Raw genomic sequence first — 21,851 nt, forward strand, 5'->3', positions numbered from 1 at the left:
TTGTGGCGCCATGGATCGTCCGCTACACCTACGACTTCACCGACTGGGACAATATGCAGATTCCGCCGTCCTTTTCTACCCATCACTATCTGGGTACGGATTTGCTCGGCCGCGATTTGCTGTCGCGCGCGGCAACCGGCGGACGTATTTCCTTGCTGGTCGGTGTGGCCGGCGCATTGGTGGCCGTTGTCATCGGTACGCTTTACGGCGCGATTGCCGGCTTTATCGGCGGTAAGCTCGATTCACTGATGATGCGCTTTTTGGAAATTTTGAACGCGTTTCCGTTTATGTTTTTCGTGATTCTGCTGACCACATTCTTCGGCCGCAACCTGCTTTTGATTTTTGCCGCCGTGGGTTTGGTGTCTTGGTTGGACGTGGCACGTATCGTGCGCGGCCAAACCTTGAGCTTGAAGCATAAAGAGTTTGTCGAAGCGGCGCGTGTGAGCGGCGTGGCAAAACGTAAAATCGTAACGCGCCACATTATTCCGAATGTTTTGGGCGTGGTGATGGTGTATGCCTCATTGTTGGTACCGGGCATGATTATGTTTGAATCCTTCTTGAGCTTCTTGGGCTTGGGTGTGCAAGAGCCGATGACCAGTTGGGGTTCGATGCTGCAAGAGGGCGCGATTTCGATGGAAGCCGCACCATGGCAGCTGCTCGTGCCGAGTTTCTTCTTGGTAACCACTTTGTTCTGTTTCAACTTTATCGGCGACGGCCTGCGCGATGCGCTTGACCCGAAAGACCGCTAAACCACAACCAAAAGGATAATCAAAATGACAAAACAGTTACTGGTTGTAGAAAATCTGGACATCAATTTCGAACTGCATGAGAAAACCGTGCACGCCGTGCGTAATGTCAGCTTTAAAGTGGCAGAGGGCGAAACATTGGCTTTGGTCGGCGAATCCGGTTCGGGCAAGTCGGTAACGTCCATGTCCATCATGCGTCTGTTGCCTGAAAAATTTGCCCGATACAGCAAAGATTCGCGCATTACGTTTGACGGCATTTCCATTTTGGACGCCGATGAGAAAACCCTGCGCGATTTGCGCGGCAACCGCATCAGCGTGATTTTCCAAGAGCCGATGACCTCGCTCAATCCGTTTATGCGTATCGGTACGCAGCTGATTGAAGCGGCGCGGGTACACAATAAAAAGCTCGGCAAAAAAGAAGCAGGGCAGAAGGCATTGGCATTGCTGCAACGGGTTGGCATCAAAGAAGCCGAACGCCGCATGAAGCAATATCCGCACGAGTTTTCCGGCGGTCAGCTGCAACGCATCATGATTGCCATGGCGCTCATTAACGAACCCGACCTGCTGATTGCCGACGAGCCGACCACTGCTTTGGATGTGACCATTCAAGCTGAGATTCTCGATTTGCTCCACGATTTGCAACAGCAAATGGGCATGGCGATTATTTTCATTACTCACGATTTGGGTTTGGCTGAACACTATTCCAAAACCGTCTGCGTCATGCGTAACGGCGAAATTGTCGAGCGCGGCAAAATCAAAGAAGTATTTGCCCATCCGAAACACGAATATACTGCCGAACTCATCAATGCCATTCCCAAAGGCATGAAAGAGCCTGAAGAAAACAACGCCGGTGTGTTAATCGATGCCGATAATGTCCATGTTTCTTTCGTATTGAAGCAAAACTTTTTCGGCAAACCGCTCAAAACTTTTGAAGCCGTTAAAGGCATCAGCCTCAAAATTAAAGAAGGCGAAACATTGGGCGTCGTCGGCGAGTCCGGTTCCGGCAAATCCACGCTGGGCAAAGCCGTCATGCAGATGCTGCCTTATACCGGCAATATTTCCTTTGAAGGCAAAGACCTGAAAAACTATACCGCCGAAGAAGCACGCCGTCTGAAATCGCAACGGCAAATTGTGTTCCAAGATCCGTTCGGTTCGCTTTCCCCACGTCTGACCGTTGGTGAAATTATCGGCGAAGGTTTGACGGTTCATCATCCTGAAATGACCAAAAAAGAACGTATCCAGCGCGTTTTGGAAGTCATGAAGGAAGTGTCCCTGCCGCTTGATGCGCTCAACCGTTATCCGCATGAGTTCTCCGGCGGCCAGCGTCAGCGTATCGCCATTGCACGCGCCGTTATCCTGCGCCCGAAATTCATCCTTTTGGACGAGCCGACCTCTGCACTTGACCGTTCCGTACAATCCAAAGTGGTCGAACTTTTGCGCGATTTGCAGAAGAAATACGGCCTGACTTATATGTTCATCAGTCATGACTTATCTGTCGTGCGCGCCGTCAGCGACAACGTGATTGTGATGAAGCAGGGCGAAATGGTTGAGTATGGCAGCGCGGATCAGATTTTCCACCATCCGCAAAACGACTACACCAAACGTTTGATTAACGCCGCATTTGATTTGTAGAAAAGGAAAAGGCCGTCTGAAAAGAAGTTTTCAGACGGCCTTTTAAAGCGGAGGCTTTTTTCATCTAATTAGCGCTATTGCCTATACCTTGGCGGCATCCAATGCCTGTGCCAAGTCGGCAAGCAAATCGTCGATATGCTCGATACCCACGCTCAGGCGTACCATGTCGGGGCTGACGCCTGCTGCGGCGAGTTCTGCATCGTCAAGCTGACGGTGAGTCGTTGTAGCAGGATGGGTAGCCAGCGATTTGGCATCGCCGATATTCACCAAACGCAGGAAGAGTTGCAGTGCGTCAATGAACTTCGCGCCGGCTTTACGACCGCCTTTAATGCCGAAACTCAGCAAACCGGAGGCTTTTCCGCCATAGTCGCGGTCGATTAAGTTTTTGTACGGGCTGTCAGGCAAGGCAGGATAGTTTACCCATTCGACCTGCGGGTGTTTCTTCAAGAATTCGGCTACTTTCAGGGCGTTTTCACAATGACGCTCCATGCGCAGGGCGAGGGTTTCCAAACCCTGCAGCAGTAAAAACGCGCTGTGCGGCGATAAGGCGGCACCGGTATTGCGAAGCGGGACGACCCGGGCACGGGCGATATAGGCCGCCGCGCCAAAATGTTCGCAGTAGTTTACGCCGTGGTAAGACGGATCAGGCTGATTGAAGGTTTTTTCAAAACGCGGATTGCCTGCCCATTGGAATTTGCCGCCGTCGATAATGGCACCGCCAATCGTTGTGCCGTGACCGCCGATGTATTTGGTCAGGGATTGGATAACGATGTCGGCGCCATGCTCGATGGGGCGGAACAATGTGGGCGTAGCGACTGTGTTGTCCACCATCAGTGGCAGCCCTTGAGCGTGCGCGGCTTGGGCGAATGCTGGAATATCAACGACATTGATGGCGGGATTGCCGATAGATTCGCAATACACCAGTTTGGTACGGCTGTCGGTATTGGCGGCGATTTCTTCGGGTTTGGCCGGATCGATAAAGCGTACTTCAATGCCTTGGCGCGGCAGGCTGTGGGCAAAGAAATTGTAAGTGCCGCCGTAGAGCGTTTTGGTTGCGATGATGTTGTCGCCTGCTTCAACCAAGGTTTGAACGGCATAGGTAATTGCAGCCATACCGCTGGCGACAGCCAATGCGGCGATACCGCCTTCCAAACGGGCAACGCGTTCTTCCAAAACGGCAGTGGTCGGATTCATGATACGGGTGTAGATATTGCCCGCTACATCAAGGTTGAACAAGTCTGCGCCGTGTTGCGTGTTGTCGAAAGTGTATGAAGTGGTTTGGTAAATGGGGACGGCAGCGGATTTGGTAGTCGGTTCGGATTGATAGCCTGCATGCAGGGCAATGGTTTCCCGTTTCATTTAAATATCCTTGTAGCGATTAAATAATGATAAATAGAGGCCAGCAGATTCGGATTTGAAGGGCAAACTTTCCATAACGGAAAAGTTCGGTATGCAGCAGCATACAGCCTTTCCTACAAGAAAGATTACCCTGAGCGACACGCAACTGACCCAAGAAGAACGATACCACATTCAAGACCTGTCCTGCCACCACACCATCATCGAATGACACCCCATCACAATACCGTTTACCGCGACCTTCTCCAAGATAAAAGCAACGGCGGTACTCTGTGGCAATATCTCGAAATATGCAGCAAACCCTATCGCAAACGATACGGCGGCACACAGACCTGAAGCAAAATGCACAATTGCGTCGGCATAGGAAAAGCCCAGCATGGTTGAGAGAAAATTCCGCATTGGTGATGGGTAGGCTGATGCCATTGACGGCAAAGATTAGAAAAGCGGAGACCTTCGCAAAAGTCCCCCAAGTCTCTAAATGTCTGGGTAGGACTTTAGGGATTTGGGGGAATTTTAAAGGTATTAGGCCGTCTGAAACTGAGTTATAGAAAGTTTCAGACGGCCTTTACGGGATTCTTTGGATTTGAAAATAAAAAAAGACTTGAATCATCAAGTCTCACATTTCATTTTTCATTAGATAAAAAAATATCAAGAATGGCGGAAGCGGTGAGATTCGAACTCACGGAGGGCTATCAACCCTCGACGGTTTTCAAGACCGTTGCATTAAACCGCTCTGCCACGCTTCCGTTCTTGAAGCCGTAATATTAATGGAACTTACGGCCTTTGCCAAGTGGTATTTTAGGGAAAATATCTAGTATTTTGTTTTTATTTGGATTGTTCTTCACGCATGAATATCCATTCGGCTTCGTTTGAAGCTGCTTCATTGAATGAATAGCCCTCGTAGTCGAAATTTTTGAGCATTTCAGGCTCGGTAATGCCGTGTTCTGCCGCGTAGCGTACCATCAAACCGCGCGCACGTTTGGCGTAGAAACTGATGATTTTGTATTTGCCGTTTTTCTCGTCTTTAAAAATCGGCGTAATCAGGCGTGCGTTGAGTTTTTTGGTGTTGACGGATTTGAAATATTCTTGTGAGGCGAGGTTGATTAAAACATCGCTGCCGGCCTGCTTCAGTGTTTGGTTGAGCAGGTCGGTAATTTTATCGCCCCAAAATTCGTAGAGGTTTTTGCCGCACGAGTTGGCAAAGGCTGTGCCCATTTCCAAGCGGTAGGGCTGCATCAAGTCGAGCGGGCGCAGTACGCCGTATAGGCCGGAGAGCAGGCGGACGTGTTGTTGCAGGTAGTCGATTTGCTCCGGTTTGAGCGTATCGGCGGCAATGCCTTCATAGACGTCGCCGTTGAACATAAATACGGCCTGCTTGGCGTTTTCAGGTGTAAACGGCGTGTGCCATGCGGCATTTCGTTCGGCGTTGAGCAGGGCGATTTTGTCGGAAACGTGCATCAGCTCGGCGATTTGATGAGGGGCAAGTTTGCGCAACTCCTGCATCAGGATTTCTGCTTCGGGCAGAAGGTCGGGCTGGGTAAAGCTGCTGACGGGGGAGGGGTCTTTTTCGTTGAGGTTTTTGGCTGGGGATAAGACAAAAAACATAATAATTTCGGCTTTGAAATGAATAATGTGTGGGATTGTAGGTTTAAAATCGAGGAAGAACAAGACGGGCTAAACGCATTAATTGAATGCTTTTATTGAAACGTATTTCTGTTGAAAGTAAAATTCGAAGCTTCCACCTGTTTCTGACATTTCTACTTGAGGAGAATATCATGTCTAAAACCATTATCCATACCGACAAAGCCCCTGCCGCAATTGGCGCATACAGCCAAGCAGTCCGCGCAGGCGATACGGTTTATATGAGCGGTCAGATTCCTTTGGATCCGGCCACAATGACTGTGGTCGGTAATGGCGACTTCCGTGCCGAAGCAGTGCAAGTATTTAAAAACCTGCAAGCCATAGCCGAAGCGGCCGGCGGTTCTTTAAACGATATCGTCAAACTCAATGCTTATTTGACCGATTTGGCCAACTTTGCCGTGTTCAATGAAGTGATGGCTGAATTTATCGAACAACCTTTCCCTGCGCGTGCGGCGGTTGGCGTGGCCAGCCTGCCTAAAGGCGTTCAGGTTGAAGCGGAAGCAGTATTGGTTTTAAACGCATAATTGATGTTTCAGACGGCCTGGGCTGGGCTTGAGGCCGTCTGAAAATAATAACAACGGAAAACAATAATAATGGCACATTACGCAATCGGAGACATTCAAGGCTGCTTTGACGAGCTGACTTTGCTGCTTGCCAAAATCGGCTTTAATCATGGTACGGACACCCTTTGGCTGGTCGGCGATATTGTCAATCGCGGTCCGAAGTCATTGGAAACCTTGAAATTTGCCAAAGAGTACGACAGCAGTGTGCAAATGGTTTTGGGCAATCATGATTTGCATCTTTTGGCCGTCGGTTGCGGTGAAGGAACGCTCAAGCGCAGCGATACGGTTGAGCCGATTTTGACCCATCCCGAGAGTCAATCCCTATTGGACTGGCTGCGTCATCAGCCGCTTTTGGTGCGCGGCAACAGGCATGTGATGGTGCATGCCGGTATTTTGCCGCAATGGTCGGTTGATAAGGCCGAAAGCCTTGCCCGTGAAGCCGAGGCTGAATTGCAAGGTAAAAAATACAGGAAATTTTTTGGCAAAATGTACGGCAACAAGCCGACTGCGTGGACGGATGATTTGACCGGCTACGAGCGCCTGCGGATGATTGTCAATGTCTTTACCCGTATGCGTGCGCTGACATACAAAGGCGAATTGGATTACGAATATAAATCCACTTTGAAAAAAATGCCGCTTTACCTGCGCCCTTGGTTTAAAGCGCCTGATAGGCAGAATTTGGATTATATTACCGTGTTCGGGCATTGGTCGTCGTTGGGCTACGTTAACACAGACCAAGTGATTGCTTTGGATACCGGCGCGTTGTGGGGCGGAGAGCTGACAGCGGTCAATTTGGATACCAACGAAGTGATACAGGTACCGTCGTTGGGCGGATTGGACTGGAAAACGGCATTAAAATAGTTTGGATAAGATAAAAGGCCGTCTGAAATGTTTCAGACGGCCTTTTTGTATTGGTTAATCCAAAGAAGGAAGGAGTTTTCCCGGATTCATAATGCCGTAAGGGTCAAGCTGATTTTTGATGGCATGCATCAGAGCAAGTTCGGCTTGTGTGCGCACTCGGGGCAGCCAATGTTTTTTGATGATGCCTACACCGTGTTCGGCTGCAATCGTACCGTGGCAGGCAAGGATGTTTTCATAAACAATGGTATTGACGGCATCTTCGTATTGGTAGGCTTCGTTGCTCAATACGTTGGGCAGGAATGTATTGTAATGCAGGCTACCGTCGCCTAAATGTCCGAAGCAGACAATTTGTATGCCGGGGAAACGGGTTTCCAAGGCAGGCGCGCATTGGCGGACAAAAGCGGCTACTTGGGCGATAGGGACGGCGATATCGTGTTTGATGCTGGTGCCGAGTTTGCGTTGGGAGGCGGAAATATTTTCACGCAAGGTCCATAAATCGGAGCGCTCTTGCTCGGATTGAGCCAAGATACTGTTTTCCCATCCGTTTTGATAGAGAAATTCGGCAAGTTTTTCATCCAAACCTGCGTCGGGAACGGAGTCGGCAAGTTCAATCAAAATATGCCATTCCGCATCGGCAGGCTTTTTGAGTTGGCTGAATTCCGAAGATAAATCAAGGGCAAAGCGGCTGATCAGCTCGAAACTGGTCAAGCGTTCGGCAAAATGGCCTTGCACAGCGGTCAAAAGCGAGACGGCGGATTCAATATCATCTAGGCCTACCCATGCGGTCGCTTTGGTTTTGGGCTGGGCAAAGAGTTTGAGTGTGGTGGCGGTAATGATGCCTAATGTTCCTTCACTGCCGATAAAAAGATGGCGCAAGTCATAGCCGGTCGTGTTTTTGTGTAGGGGCTGAAGGTGGGAAACCAGTTCGCCGTTGGGTAAAACAACTTCCAAACCCAATACCAAATCACGCATGCTGCCGTAACGCAAGACATTCAAACCGCCGGCATTACAGGCGATATTGCCACCGATTTGGCAAGAGCCCTCGCTGGCAAGGCTGAGCGGAAACAGTCGTCCGGCTTCGGCTGCCGCCTTTTGAGCATTTTGCAAAATCACACCGGCCTCAACCGTCATGCTGTTGTCGGCAAGGTTGATATCGCGGATGCGGTTTAGCTTGGAGAGGTTGAGCAGTACGCCTTCGGTGGTTACCGTCGCGCCGCATAATCCGGTATTGCCGCCTTGCGGGGTGACACGGATGCGGTTTTCAAAACAGAAACGCATGATTTTCTGCACGCTTTCGACAGAGTTCGGCTGTAAGACAATATCCGGAGAAGAAGTAAAACGGCGGCGTTGGTCGTTTAACAAGGCCGGAGTGGCTTCGATGATTTCAGAGGCAGAAAGAAACGTTGCAAAACGGTTGTGAAGGTGCATGGCAGTCAGGCGGAAAAGTCGGGAAGGGGAGTGAGAGGAATGTAAAAAAGCAGGATACGCAATGGTATCCTGCTTTTTTATATTCAAAAGAATATTATTTAGCAGCTTCAGAAGCGGCAGAAGCAGCGGCATCAGTAGCAGACGCAGCAGCTTCAGTAGCAGAAGCAGCAGCTTCGGTAGCGGCAGAAGCAGCGGCATCAGCAGTAGAAGCAGCGGCATCAGCAGTAGAAGCAGCAGCTTCAGTAGCAGAAGCAGCGGCTTCAGAAGCAGCAGAAGCGGCAGTTTCAGCAGCTTTATCAGCACCGCCACAAGCGGCCAAAGCTAAAGACAACAAAGCAGCAGCGAACAGAGATTTTTTCATTTTTAAGAACCTTTTTTAAATCGATTTAAACTAAAAATAGCCGTCAAACGGCCTATACAGTAGAAATTCATTGCTGAATTTTTCAATATTATGCCCCACGGGATAGGTCAATGCAACGTTGCGTAACCGTTTGCCGGCTAAAATCAATACGAAAATAGTGAAAATAATGTAAATCATATTGGCGCGCGAAAAATCATCTGAAAATATTCATTATTGATGAAGATTTTAAAAACATATTATATTCAATTGGTTGTGTAGTTTTATTTGTTATTGGTTTTAAGGGTTTGGAATGTTTTTGCTTTGGGGAAGTTTTTTGTAATTTAATCACTTTGTGTTGTGAAAAAGCAACTTATGCGTATTGAAATCATTTGATTTTGCTTTTTTATATAGGCTTTTATCTTTTTGTCGCATTTGAACGGGGTATTTATTAAAGCAAGCCGATTGTTTGGTTGAGGCTGTGATAGAATAACCGTAGCGTAACTTTTAAATATTGATTAAGGACGGCATGATGTCTATTGTTAAAAATTCCGTAGTTTCCCTGCATTATGAAATGTACGATGCCAACAACCAACTGTTGGACAAAACCGAAGAGCCGATTGCTTACCTGCATGGCGGTTATGACGGTATTTTCCCTTTGGTGGAAGAAGCGTTGCACGGCAAAAATGTAGGCGATACCGTCGAAGTGGCTTTGTCGCCCGATGATGCTTTCGGCGAACAAGATCCTGAGTTGGTGCGCATTGAAGATGTCAGCGTGTTCCCTGTTGAAGTCGAAGTCGGCATGATGTTTGAAGCTGATGATCCGGAAACCGGCGATGTATTGATTTATCGTGTAACCGATGTTGCCGACGGCAAAGCCGTGGTGGACGGCAACCATCCTTTGGCCGGTATGAAAGTATTGTTCAAAGCGACTGTTGAGGGCGTGCGCGATGCGACCGAGGAAGAAATTGCCCACGGTCACGTACACGGTCCGCACGGTCATCATCACCACTAATCAGGCTTAAAGCATGATAAAGGCCGTCTGAAAAGGAATGAAATCCTCCTTTTCAGACGGCCTTTAAGTTTTTACAAGACAGATAAATAGGAAATTTTGGCTCAGGTCAAATCAAGCGGGGAAATATGGGGTTTGTTTGAGACTACAATGAATTACATATCACGGTGCGGCAGAATCTGTATTAAGATTCAGATATTGGTAAAACAGGCAGAATGCAATGAGTGAAACATTGGAGCAGCAGGCGGTACAGGCCGGTATTGATTTAGGCTATCACGACATCAACGGGACATATCATGCGACAAAACCTGAAGTTTTGGAATCGATCGTTGCTGTTTTGAACAAAAGCAAACCGGATTCAGACGGCCTTTATCTGAATACGATGGTTGCGCATGAAAACGGCGAAGAATCTTTACAGATGCCGTCTGAATTTCATGGTGCGGAAGCGGTCGTATTGAGTGATGAGGCGGATGAGTGCCAGAACTTGACTTTATATCCGGGCGACAACGATACGCTTTGGATTAAGCTGCCCCAACTGGCTTGCGGTTATTACACTTTGTCGGCTGAGACTAGCAGCAAATGTTGCCTTATACGCCTGATTGTTGCGCCTGAATCGGTTTACCAACCCAAATTACTTGCCAATGGCGGTCGGATGAATGGTTTGACCATGCATTTGTACAGTCTGCGTTCCGAGCGTAACTGGGGCATAGGCGACTTTACCGATTTGCTGAATCTGATGAAATATGCGGCTGAGAAAAAGCTGGATTTTGTCGGTATCAATCCTTTGCACGCTTTGTTTACTAGCAAGCCTGCCTTTGCCAGCCCGTATAGCCCTTCTTCGCGCGAATGGCTCAATCCGATTTATTTGGATATTGAGAAAGTGGGCGCGTTTACTTATAACGAGCAACTGAAAAACTGGCTGGCACAACCGAAAATCCGTCAGCGCATTGCCGCTTTGCGTGTTACGGAAACGGTGACTTATACGGCAGTTTGGGCATGCAAGCGTGATGCGCTGCAGATGGCGTTTAACGCGTTTGAACAAGATACTTGCGAAGCTGCGGCAAATGAACGCGCTGCATTTGAAGCGTTTGTATTAGAAAAAGGCAAGGCTTTGCAGGGCTTCGGTTTGTTTGAGGCTTTAGACCAGTATTACAGCCGTCCCGGACAAGTGGGTTGGCAGTCATGGCCGTCTGAATTTCATCAACCTGATGGCGAAGCAGTAGAAAAATTCGCGCGCAGTCATGAGCGTGAAATCCGTTTTTATATGTGGCTGCAATGGCTTTGCGCGGAGCAATTGCGCGAAGTCAACCAAGCCGCTGCCGAATACGGTGTCAAACTTGGCATTTACGGCGATTTGGCAGTCGGCGTGGCGCGCGGCAGTGCGGACACTTGGTTAAACCGTCAAGATTATTGTATGGACGTATCGGTCGGTGCGCCGCCCGATCCTTTGGGGCCGACCGGGCAGAATTGGAATTTGCCGCCGCTTAATCCGTCGATGTTGAAGCATACGGGCTATGAAAAGTTTGCTCATCTGTTGCGCGAAAACATGCGTCTGTATGGCGTGTTGCGGATTGACCATGTGATGGCATTGTGTCGTTTGTGGTGGGTTTTAAATGATAAAACAGCAGATTTCGGCGCATATGTACATTACGATGCCGAAGTGACTTTTGCCATTTTGGCATTGGAAAGTCAGCGCAACCGTTGCGTCATTATCGGCGAGGACTTGGGGACGGTACCCGATCAAGCACGTTATCTGCTCAACCGCTATCAAGTGTTCTCCTACAAGGTCATGTATTTCAGCAAGGGCTGGAACGGTTTTCAGTTACCTGAAGAATACCCCGAACAGGCGATTACGGTCATCAGTACCCACGATGTTGCGCCACTGGCAGGGTATTGGATAGGCAAAGATTTGGATACGATGTTCAAACTCGGAACTTTGCCTGAAGCAGCCGCTTTTCAGACGGCCTTGGATGAGCGCGAACACGATAAAGCCGATTTGCTGGATAAATTGAAAGAAACTGGCTGTCTGGGTGCAGACGTACAAATGCCGGCAAAAGCCGATGAAACCTTGCTGGCGGCTTTGCACAAATACGGCGCATTGAGCCGCAGCAAGCTTTACGCCGTACAACTGGAAAACCTGCTGGGTGTCATTGACAATCTGAATGTCCCGGGTGTAACCGAAGGCTATCCGAACTGGGCGCAAAAAATGCCGGTTTCTTTGGAAGATTTCCTACAACACCGCCTCATGGGCGGCCAACTTGCCATTATTGACGAGGTACGCATGAAAACAAACAGCCAAATCAAGACTTATCATGAACTTGACCAAATCGAGCGCGATACGGTCGAAAGCCTGTTTCTTGCCACCCACAGCGATGTGTTCGCTTATCTGGGACGACACCGCCTTGCAGAGGGCGATGAAGTAGTACGCGTTTTGATTCCCGGCGCAGTAAGCGTGGATATCGTGAACCGCCGCAGCGGCGAACTCATCGTGCCGTCTGAAAAAATTGATGAACGCGGTTTCTTTGTGGCCGTCTTGCCCGATGATGCGCCCGATTACGCTTTGCGTATCCGTTACACCGAAGACACCGAGCCAGTGATTGAAGAAGACCCTTATCATTTCAGCTCTGCTTTGCAAGACATGGATTCCTGGCTGTTGGCCGAAGGCAAACACCTGCGTCCTTATGAGACTTTAGGCGCGCATTTTGCCGAGTTGGACGGCGTGAAGGGCGTACGCTTTGCCGTCTGGGCGCCCAATGCGCAACGCGTTTCCGTTATCGGCGAGTTCAATAACTGGGACGGCCGCCGCCATGTGATGCGCTTCCACCGCGACAACGGCATTTGGGACATCTTTATTCCGGCTGTCAAACTCAACGCCCTCTACAAATTTGAAATCCGCGATGCCAACGGCAATGTGCGCGAAAAAGCCGACCCGTATGCTTTCGGTGCGGAACTGCGCCCGACCACGGCATCTATCGTGCGCGGTTTGCCTGACGAAGTGGAAGAACCGGCTTTCCGTGCCCGCGCCAATGCCATTGATGCGCCGATCAGCATTTATGAAGTGCATTTGGGTTCATGGAAGCGCAATCCGGAAAACAATTTCTGGCTGACTTACGAACAGCTCGCCAAAGAATTGGTGGCATACGTCAAAGACATGGGTTTTACCCATATCGAGTTCCTGCCTGTTTCCGAATATCCGTTTGACGGATCGTGGGGCTATCAGGCAACCGGTTTGTATGCGCCAACCAGTCGTTTCGGTTCGCCGGAAGAATTACGCGCATTGATTAAAGCCGCGCACGACGAAGGCATCAGCGTTATCCTCGACTGGGTGGTCGGACACTTTCCGACCGATGATCACGGCCTGGCCAAGTTTGACGGCACCGCGCTGTATGAACATGCCGATCCGCGCGAAGGCTACCATCAAGACTGGAACACCCTGATTTACAACTTCGGCAGAAACGAAGTGAAAAACTTCCTGCAAGGCAATGCCCTGTATTGGATAGAACGTTTCGGCTTCGACGGTATCCGCGTTGACGCCGTCGCCTCCATGATTTACCGCAACTACTCGCGCAAAGACGGCGAGTGGATTCCGAACCAATACGGCGGCCATGAAAACCTTGAAGCCATCGCTTTCCTGCGCGATACCAACACCATGTTGAAAGAAGAAGTTCCGGCTGCGACCGAAATTGCCGAAGAATCTACTTCATTTGCCAATGTAACCCGCCAAGAAGGTTTGAACTTCAGCTTCAAATGGAATATGGGCTGGATGAACGATACCTTGCGCTACATGATGGAAGACCCCATCAACCGTAAATACCACCACAACAAAATGACCTTCGGCATGATGTACCAGTACAGCGAAAACTTCGTCCTGCCGCTTTCACACGATGAAGTCGTACACGGCAAACGCTCGCTGCTTGGACGGATGCCCGGCGACTGCTGGCAGCAATTTGCCAACCTGCGCGCCTACTACGGCTTTATGTACGGTTTCCCCGGCAAAAAACTCTTGTTTATGGGCAGCGAGTTTGCGCAAGGCCGCGAGTGGAACTACAACGAAGGGCTGGATTGGTTCCTGCTGGAGCAAGAGGGCGGCTGGCACAAAGGCGTACAAGACTTCGTACGCGAATTGAACCATGTCTATAAAGACACCGCGCCGCTTTACCAGCTTGACCAATGGCCGGAAGGCTTTGAATGGCTGGTCGCTGACGACGGCAATAATTCCGTTTTTGTCTTCGAACGCCGCGACCGCGAAGGCAACCGCGTTATCGTCATCAGCAACTTCACGCCTGTAGTGCGTGAAGGTTACCGCTTCGGTGTGAATTCTGCCGGCGAATACCGCGAAATCCTCAATTCAGACGACCTGCATTACAAAGGCAGCGGCGTTTCTGCCGGCGCAACGGTGGAGACAGAAGAAGTTTGGTCGCATGGCAAACCAAATTCCCTGTCTGTGACCGTACCGCCGTTGGCAACTGTTTACCTGTATCAGGCGGCAGTCAAAGAAGAAGCGTAAATCAACTTTGAGGGTGGGCATCCTGCCTGCCCAATCAGCTGAAAATTAAAGATAGTGACATCAATATGACTCAAGGCCGTCTGAAAGATTTTCAGACGGCCTTATATTGGACACGAAACCAAATACATACCAAGGAATCATTCTATGTCTGCCAAATCATGGCATATCGAGGAAGGCAAGCCTTATCCCATGGGCGCGATCCTGACAAGCAAGGGCGCGAATTTCACCTTGTTTTCCATCAATGCCGAAAAGGTCGAATTGTGTCTGTTTGATAAGGATAAAGAAACCCGTTTGGAGATGCCTTCGCGGCGTGGTTCGGTATTTTACGGATTTGTTCCGGATGTTAAGGCAGGGCAGCGATACGGTTTCCGCGTGTATGGACGTGAAAACGCAGAATACGGCTCATGTTTCAATCCCAACAAATTGCTGATTGACCCGTATTCCAAAAAAATTGACGGCAAACCAAGCTACCGTAACACCGAAGAAATGGCATGGTTCAGGCCGGAAGATGAACGCGACAATGCCGCCGTTGCGCCAAAAAGCGTCGTGGTCGGACGCAGCCGATTTAATTGGGCCAAAGATTGCCGTCCGGAAATACCGTGGGGCAAAACCGTTATTTATGAAGCCCATGTCAAAGGGTTGACCAAGCAATTCCCTGATTTGAAGTATGCAGGCACTTATAAAGCCTTGTGCGATAAACGGGTTTTGGTCTATTTGCAAGAATTGGGGGTAACGACGGTCGAGCTGCTGCCGATTCATTTTCATCTGGATGAATACCATCTTCAGCAGATGAGCTTGAGTAATTATTGGGGCTACAACACTTATTCCCATTTTGCCGTCGAGCCGTCTTATGCCGACAATCCCGAACGTGCGGCGGCGGAGTTTAAACAAGCGGTCAAAGCCCTGCATCAGGCAGGTTTGGAAGTGATTTTGGATGTCGTGTACAACCACACGGCCGAGCAGGATGACAAAGGCCCGATGCTGTGTCAGCGCGGTATCGATAACACCTTATGGTATTGGCACACCCCTTACGGCAATTATGAAAACTGGTCGGGTTGCGGCAATACGCTCAATATTGTCCGGCGCGATGTTACCCGTTGGGCGGCAGACAGCCTGCGCTATTGGGCGGAAGAGTTTCATGTCGACGGCTTTCGTTTCGATTTGGGAACCGTATTGGGACGCGAGCCCGATTTCCAATCGTACGGCCGTTTTTTCCAAGTCCTGTATCAAGATCCGGTTTTGGCCGGTTTGAAGCTGATTGTCGAAGCATGGGACATCGGTGAGGGCGGCTATCACTTGGGCAATTTCCCGCAACCTTTTGCCGAATGGAACGGCCGTTTCCGTGATGACATGCGCGCGTTTTGGTCATGGGAAAGCGGCAATTTGGGCGCATTTGCCGAACGCTTGGCCGGGTCGTCCGATATTTTCAACCACAGCGGCCGCCACCCGTCCGCTAGCATCAACTTCATCACTGCACACGACGGCTTCACTCTGCGTGATTTGGTCAGCTACAACGAAAAACACAACGAAGCCAACGGCGAAAACAACCGCGACGGGCATAATGAAAACATCAGCTACAACCACGGCGTAGAAGGCGAAACCGATGATGAAGAGGTGTTGCTCAACCGCGAATACACCTCCAAAGCGCTGCTTGCCTCCTTGTTTTTATCCAACGGTACGCCCATGCTTTTGGCGGGCGATGAGTTCGGCAACAGTCAGCAAGGCAACAACAACAGCTACTGCCAAGATAATCCGATTACATGGTTGGATTGGCAAAATGAGCCTCATGAGTTGCAAAATTACACTCAAGCGCTGATACGCGTACGCAGCCGAATCAAGCTGCTGACAGATGATTGCTGGTGGGAAAAAGAGCGTGTGCAATGGCTCAATGCCGATAGCAGCCCGATGACCGAATATTGTTGGCACAACAGGGGCAGCAAGGCGATTCAGGTTGTTTTGGACGACGAGTGGCTGCTGTTGGTCAATGCCAAACGTAGTCGTCAGTTATTTAACCTGCCTCAAGGCAATTGGGAAATTTCTTGCGTACCATCTGAGAAATTTAATTACGAAGAGGCTGGAAAATGTGTTGTCGAACACATGGGGATTTGGATTTTACATAAAACGAATTAAAGAAAAACCAAGCCGTTATATTGTTAACCCTTTGATATTTTGTCTGTATCCGTTGGGCCGAAGCTTGCATGGCATAAATGGAAATGTCGATGAGATGATGAGTGGTTTAATTTGTAATTAAATGTTTTATAAAGAAAAAATAATACGGAGTTGAATCTTTCAGTTATAATCCGTATCAAACCTGAAACAAACCTACCTATAAATTTTTCAGACGGCATTTATACTTCTTCAGGCCGTCTGAAAACTGAATAACGTTGTTTCTATAAACCATCAGGCGCGTTGTCCAAGTGCCTCAAATGAAAGAAAGGCTTCCATGGCTAAGCAAAAACTCCCCATCTCCGGCTACGATTACGTTATGCCCAAACCGGATGCAGAAACCATCCGCAAGTCCATTGTTTACAAGTTGATTTTCATCTTGGGCGTCGATCCTAAAGAAGCAACTTCACACCAATGGCTCAACGCCGCCATGTTGGCCGCACGCGACCTGATTGCCGAGGATTTCCTCAAAACACGCCGTGCCCACATCGACAACAGCAAACGCATGGTTTATTACCTGTCTATGGAATTCCTGCTCGGCCGTGCGTTTGTCAATGCGCTGATTAACGAAGGCGTTTATGCCGAGTTTGAAGAAGCCTTCAAGCAACTGGGCAAAGAATTTGCCGATGTCTGCGAACAAGAAGAAGATCCGGGTTTGGGTAACGGCGGTTTGGGCCGTCTGGCCGCCTGCTTCCTCGACTCATTGGCAACCCTGCGCATTCCTGCCATGGGCTACGGCATCCGTTACCAATACGGTATGTTCAAACAAGAAATCGTGGACGGCCAACAAGTCGAAAAACCTGATTTGTGGCTCGACCAAGATTTGGCATGGCAATTTGCCCGTCCGAACAAACAATATTCCGTCCGTTTCGGCGGCCAAGTATTGAACTTGGGCAACAAAAAAGAATGGCAGCCGAGCGAAGAAATCTCAGCTTGGGCATACGATGAAATTATTCCGGGCTATGGCGGCGAATGTGCCAACCCATTGCGCTTGTGGACTGCGCACGCAGGCAACCTGTTCGACCTTGCCGACTTCAACCGAGGTGACTATGCCTCTGCCGTTCGCGCACAAAACAGCGACGAAAACATCTCGCGCGTCCTCTATCCGAACGACTCTACCGATTCCGGCCGCGAATTGCGCCTGAAGCAAGAATACTTCTTGGTTTCCGCGTCCGTTCAAGATATTGTTGCACGCCACAAATGCCGTTTCCCAAGCATCCGTACGCTGGCGGACGAAGTTGCCATCCACTTGAACGACACCCACCCGGTACTCGCCATTCCAGAATTGATGCGCATCCTGATTGACGAAGAAGGCATTGAATGGACTGAAGCATGGAATATGTGCTGTAAGATTTTCTCTTACACCAACCACACATTGATGAGCGAAGCCTTGGAAACTTGGCAGGTTGACCTGATGGGCCGTCTGCTGCCGCGCCACTTGGACATCATCTTTGAAATCAACGCCTACTTCCTCAATGCCTTACGCGCCATCGGCAACTTCGACGACGACTTTGTCCGCCGCGTATCCATCATTGACGAAACCCACGGCCGTCGCGTCCGCATGGCATGGCTTGCCGTGATCGGTTCGCACAAAGTCAACGGCGTGGCCAAAATCCACTCCGATTTGATGACCACATCCATCTTCGCCGACTTTGCCAAAATATTCCCAGAACGCTTTACCAACGTAACCAACGGCGTCACCCCGCGCCGCTGGATCAACATCGCCAACCCGGGCCTGACCAAATTCTTGGACAAACATCTGGGCGACGAAGACTGGCGCCTGCATTTGGACAACCTGACCAAGCTCAACGACAAAGTGGACGATGCCTCCGTACAGGCAGAATTCGGCGCAGTGAAAAAAGCCGCCAAAGAGCGCCTTGCCAAATACATTGAAACCGAACTGGGCATCAAGGTTAATACCGATGCACTTTTCGACATCCAAATCAAACGTATCCACGAGTACAAACGTCAAGCGTTGAACGTGATGCACATCGTCGACCGCTACAACAAAATCCTGGAAAACCCGGATTTCGATTGGCAGCCGCGCGTGTTCATCTTTGCCGGTAAAGCCGCATCCGCTTATTACATGGCGAAGAAAATCATCCGACTGATTAACGACGTTGCCAAAGTCATCAACAACGACACCCGTATCCGCGACCTGATTAAAGTTGTGTTCATCCCGAACTACAGCGTCAGCCTCGCCCAAATCATCATCCCGGCCGCCGATTTGCACGAACAAATCTCACTGGCGGGTACAGAAGCCTCCGGCACCAGCAACATGAAATTCGCCCTCAACGGCGCGCTCTGCATGGGTACGCTGGACGGCGCGAACGTCGAAATTTTGGAAAAAGTCGGCGCGGACAACTGCTTTATCTTCGGTAACACCGTCGAGCAAGTCGAAGAAATCCGCCGCAACGGTTACGACCCGTTGAGCTATATCGAACGAGACAGCGACCTGCGCCGCGTCGTCAACCAAATCAGCCAAGGCACTTTCTCTCCGGAAGAGCCAAACCGCTACAACGACGTGTTGCAACCATACGGCGACTTCTATCAACTGATGGCCGATTTCCGCAGCTACATCGACGCGCAATACAAAGCGGACGAACACTACCGCAACGTATCCGCATGGCGCAAATCAGCCTTGATCAACATCGCCAACATGGGCTTCTTCTCATCCGACCGCTCTATCGCCGACTACTGCCGCGATATTTGGTACATCAAACCATTGAGCGAAAAAGAATTGCCCAGCAGAAATTAAGCGTTAAGCAGATAGCGAAAGCCGATACATCGGAAAGGTGTATCGGCTTTTTTTCAGACGGCATGAGATAGAAACGAGTAAAACAGTATGGTTATATTTATTACTGTTTTAGCGTATTTCTAAATGACTCAATTTAAAATCGGTATTTAAAATTTAGTAGCCATTCATTCTGACGGTATCGGTAATGTACTGTATTGCTATGGGAGATTGAGCGTCTGAAACGAAATTCAGGATACACACCTTTAAGGTTCCACTGAGGAAAGCCTGCAGCGGCTATCATGATGTATTGATTGTCGCGCCGCCGTCTGTTGTCGCTGACAAAACTTGCTGCGTCATAAAGACTGCGGCGGTGAAGCAGGATGGTGTTGAGGTAAGTACCGCTTGAAAAAAAACTATACACTCCCAGCCGTGTCGTATATTCCTTGCTGGAAGAAGATTTTTCGGGATAGGCTTTGCGTGTTGCATCAAAGTTGGCGAACAGGCCGCTTTGGGGTGTGAAAGAAAATTCTGCCCCTACGCCTAGTTCGTATTGCTTATAGTCGGCAAAATAATCTTTGTTTTGTCCGCCGTATCCGGTCTTTTTTGCTCCGGCATGTGAGTTAATGCGCCAGCGAGGGGAGAGTGTGCGTGACCAGTTGACATCCGCACCCCATGCGCGGTAGTGGGTGTGGCGGTTGCGGAAGTCGTATTCGAAATAGGGCAGCAGGGAAAAGGAGGAGCGTGCGTCGGCATAGGCATATCCCGCATACAGCGAACCATTGTGATAGCCGTAATCCGGCATGGCCGCCGAATCTTTGTCTTTTTCCGTGTAGCGGTTGCCGTACAGGACACCGCGCACCTGTACACCGTGATGCCCTTTGAGCGGGACGGTTCTTTCGGCGGTTGCGCTATAGGATGAGAAGGTCGAATCCGTTGGCGCAGGCAGGGTGCGCTCCATCAGGCATATGCCCGCGATTTCCCACACGCATTGGCTGATGCCGTTGCCTTGGTTTACATTGCTATTGTAGCCGTAGCCGAGGCTGATTTGGCCGTGCCAGCGGCGGCGTTTGCCCAGTTCGGATAGGTAGTGTTCCACGATGGGGCGGGTTTCAGCAGGAATATCTGTTTTCAGAACTTTTTCAAATGCGGCGGCGGACTCTTTGTTTTGGTTGTCTTCGGCATAAAACCGCCCCGCTTCGAGCAGCAGGCGTGGGTTGTCGGGTTCGGCTTCCAAGGCCGTCTGAAAACTGTTCCCCGCCGCGCGAGAATCTCCTTCGGCCCGTTTTTGCAGCGCATCGGCCAAATGAATCAGCGCGGGTTTGTGCTGCGGCAGTTTGGCATAGCGGGCGGCAAACTGTCGCACCTTGTGCCACTGCCGCGCGTTGAGGGCGTGGTAAATCGCACTTTCCAGTTCTTCCGCCGTATCGCCGACTTGGTAGACTGTACCGTCTATCATGATGTAGCTGTCGTTTTCTCCCACTTCCCCGTGTGCCTGTTCCGTGTCCAGCCAGTCACTTTCTCGATATTGCTGCGTTTGGCGGCTGCTCTCATCCAGCAGGCGGCGGCGTTCATCTGCGGCATCGTTGGACGGAGCGGCAAGGCAGACCGTACAGAGCGGTAGAAAAAGCAGGCAGAAGTGGTATTTCATGGGATGGGGTCCTTTGGGCGGAGAGGCTGTCTGAAAGAAGTAAAAACAGAAATTCCGCAAGGCAATGCAGGTTTGCACGGCACTTCGAAAACAGGTCAGCCGCAGTATATTTATGCCTACTGCGGCTGCGGTTAAAAAACGGCGGTTTTCCTGATTGCGGGAATGGACGGCCAAACGCCGAAAACACCGGCATTCCCTAATCGCATAAGCAGGCAAGGTTATTTTTTCGCGCCGCCGAAGGCTACGTCTTTATCTGCGCCTGCACGATCCACGATACCTGCCAAGGCTTCCGCTCCGCTACCATAGAAGCGTCCGGTAATATGCTCGGTATTTTTATGGTTATCAAATTTACCGCTGCTTTCGATTTTGGTATTGGCAAAATTGATGCTGTCTCCGGCGCGGGAAATAGTGCCGGCCAGTTCATTTTTACCTGTTCCATAGTTGGCGGTCAGTACGCCGGTATAGAAATCATTTTTCCCTGGAGTATGCTTGTTAATACCTAATACATTGTATTTCGCATTGACCAGTTTCGGCATATTAGCTGTCGGATTCTCACCCACGAACCAAACCGTGCGGTTGCCGTCGTTCATATTCAAATCCGTGCTGTTGGCAATCTGATTGCTGTTGCCTTTGCGCGGTGCCCATTCGCCGAAGAAGACGTTGGTTGCCGCAGTCGGCACTTTGGCAAAGGTCATGCCGCCGAATTTCGGTGCAATCGGCAACAGCGGGTCAGCCATTTGGCGTACGCTGAACACCTCGGTGTTGTTGGCGCGTTTTTCATACCAAACTTGTCCGAGTTTTTTCGAGCTGAACCAGCCCAATACGGGATTGACATCACCTGGGGTGAGGTATCTCGGATTGGCCGCACCGTTTACATTGGCGTTCTGATTGCCGCCGTTGATGGGTGCGTTGCCGTATTTGGTGCGGATGCGTTGCGCGGGACCAGCTTGGAGGTTGATAGAATTGGATAAGCCATTGCCTGTGCTGACTTTGATGCCGGCAGCACCCGAACCAAAGGGCAGGGAATCGGATGTTTTGGGTTCGATTAAGTTCAGTTTGCTTGAACCACCTTCCACATTAACTGCATAAGCAGAGCTGAAGGTTGCAGTCAAAAGGACAGCGAGGGCTAATTGTGATACTTTCATGATTTTTCCTTTTAAAGAAAAGATATGGTGGATACCGCTGTTTTGTCTCGAGCGGCAAGGTGTATCGGGTGT

Annotated in this window: 14 protein-coding genes, 1 tRNA gene and 1 pseudogene; 9 read left to right on the forward strand and 7 right to left on the reverse strand. The window is 50.0% G+C overall.

All coding sequences use genetic code 11. The annotated features are described in order from the left end of the window. Both ACTHUT_RS02610 and ACTHUT_RS02615 read left to right on the forward strand, forming a co-directional pair. Positions 1-749: ABC transporter permease subunit (locus tag ACTHUT_RS02610; RefSeq protein ID WP_440418670.1), on the forward strand; the 749-nt coding region annotated here is incomplete at its 5' end. A gap of 24 nt (positions 750-773) precedes the next feature. After that, a complete protein-coding gene (locus ACTHUT_RS02615) occupies positions 774-2,378 on the forward strand; it encodes an ABC transporter ATP-binding protein (protein WP_440385657.1) in 1,605 nt (534 codons plus the stop codon). Positions 2,379-2,459: 81 nt separating this feature from the next. Here ACTHUT_RS02615 and ACTHUT_RS02620 read toward each other — a convergent pair whose 3' ends face one another. Then, positions 2,460-3,737 (reverse strand): O-acetylhomoserine aminocarboxypropyltransferase/cysteine synthase family protein, encoded by a 1,278-nt coding sequence (locus tag ACTHUT_RS02620; RefSeq protein WP_440385658.1) that lies wholly within the window; start codon positions 3,735-3,737, stop codon positions 2,460-2,462. A gap of 195 nt (positions 3,738-3,932) precedes the next feature. Here ACTHUT_RS02620 and ACTHUT_RS02625 point away from each other — a divergent pair. Beyond that, a pseudogene (locus ACTHUT_RS02625) lies at positions 3,933-4,140 on the forward strand (IS30 family transposase); the annotation flags it as partial. 249 nt (positions 4,141-4,389) lie between these two features. Here ACTHUT_RS02625 and ACTHUT_RS02630 read toward each other — a convergent pair. Next, positions 4,390-4,480, reverse strand: a tRNA-Ser gene (locus ACTHUT_RS02630). A 79-nt stretch (positions 4,481-4,559) separates the two neighbouring features. Continuing rightward, a complete protein-coding gene (gene yaaA, locus ACTHUT_RS02635; protein WP_440385659.1) occupies positions 4,560-5,339 on the reverse strand; it encodes a peroxide stress protein YaaA in 780 nt (259 codons plus the stop codon). Positions 5,340-5,509: 170 nt separating this feature from the next. Between yaaA and ACTHUT_RS02640 the strand changes: the two genes are divergently transcribed. Then, on the forward strand, positions 5,510-5,899 hold the full coding sequence (locus tag ACTHUT_RS02640; RefSeq protein WP_440385660.1) for a RidA family protein: 390 nt from the start codon (positions 5,510-5,512) through the stop codon (positions 5,897-5,899). Between the two features lie 69 nt (positions 5,900-5,968). Then, positions 5,969-6,799 (forward strand): symmetrical bis(5'-nucleosyl)-tetraphosphatase, encoded by an 831-nt coding sequence (locus tag ACTHUT_RS02645; RefSeq protein WP_070616152.1) that lies wholly within the window; start codon positions 5,969-5,971, stop codon positions 6,797-6,799. A 54-nt stretch (positions 6,800-6,853) separates the two neighbouring features. Here ACTHUT_RS02645 and ACTHUT_RS02650 read toward each other — a convergent pair whose 3' ends face one another. Both ACTHUT_RS02650 and ACTHUT_RS02655 read right to left on the reverse strand, forming a co-directional pair. After that, entirely contained in the window at positions 6,854-8,227 is a 1,374-nt protein-coding gene (locus ACTHUT_RS02650; RefSeq protein ID WP_440385661.1) for an FAD-binding oxidoreductase, read from the reverse strand. A 94-nt stretch (positions 8,228-8,321) separates the two neighbouring features. After that, positions 8,322-8,588, reverse strand: coding sequence for a hypothetical protein (locus ACTHUT_RS02655; protein ID WP_440385662.1), 267 nt, complete (start codon positions 8,586-8,588; stop codon positions 8,322-8,324). 508 nt (positions 8,589-9,096) lie between these two features. Here ACTHUT_RS02655 and ACTHUT_RS02660 point away from each other — a divergent pair. The 4 genes from ACTHUT_RS02660 to ACTHUT_RS02675 all read left to right on the forward strand — a co-directional run bounded on the left by ACTHUT_RS02660 (position 9,097) and on the right by ACTHUT_RS02675 (position 19,007). Continuing rightward, the gene (locus tag ACTHUT_RS02660; protein WP_003683125.1) at positions 9,097-9,579 is read left to right on the forward strand and encodes an FKBP-type peptidyl-prolyl cis-trans isomerase; all 483 of its coding nucleotides are present in this window, start codon (positions 9,097-9,099) and stop codon (positions 9,577-9,579) included. 217 nt (positions 9,580-9,796) lie between these two features. Continuing rightward, entirely contained in the window at positions 9,797-14,083 is a 4,287-nt protein-coding gene (gene glgB, locus ACTHUT_RS02665; RefSeq protein WP_440385663.1) for a 1,4-alpha-glucan branching protein GlgB, read from the forward strand. Between the two features lie 144 nt (positions 14,084-14,227). Beyond that, a complete protein-coding gene (gene glgX / locus ACTHUT_RS02670) occupies positions 14,228-16,213 on the forward strand; it encodes a glycogen debranching protein GlgX (RefSeq protein WP_440385664.1) in 1,986 nt (661 codons plus the stop codon). A 313-nt stretch (positions 16,214-16,526) separates the two neighbouring features. Then, positions 16,527-19,007, forward strand: a complete 2,481-nt coding sequence (locus tag ACTHUT_RS02675; RefSeq protein ID WP_440385665.1) for a glycogen/starch/alpha-glucan phosphorylase — start codon at positions 16,527-16,529, stop codon at positions 19,005-19,007. A 133-nt stretch (positions 19,008-19,140) separates the two neighbouring features. Here the strand turns inward: ACTHUT_RS02675 and ACTHUT_RS02680 are convergent, their stop codons facing one another. Both ACTHUT_RS02680 and ACTHUT_RS02685 read right to left on the reverse strand, forming a co-directional pair. Then, positions 19,141-20,634, reverse strand: coding sequence for a surface lipoprotein assembly modifier (locus ACTHUT_RS02680; RefSeq protein ID WP_440385666.1), 1,494 nt, complete (start codon positions 20,632-20,634; stop codon positions 19,141-19,143). A 218-nt stretch (positions 20,635-20,852) separates the two neighbouring features. Next, positions 20,853-21,779, reverse strand: coding sequence for a Slam-dependent surface lipoprotein (locus tag ACTHUT_RS02685; RefSeq protein WP_440385667.1), 927 nt, complete (start codon positions 21,777-21,779; stop codon positions 20,853-20,855). Between the last annotated feature and the right edge of the window lie 72 nt (positions 21,780-21,851).

The sequence above is a fragment of the Neisseria sp. P0022.S010 genome, assembly GCF_051956635.1.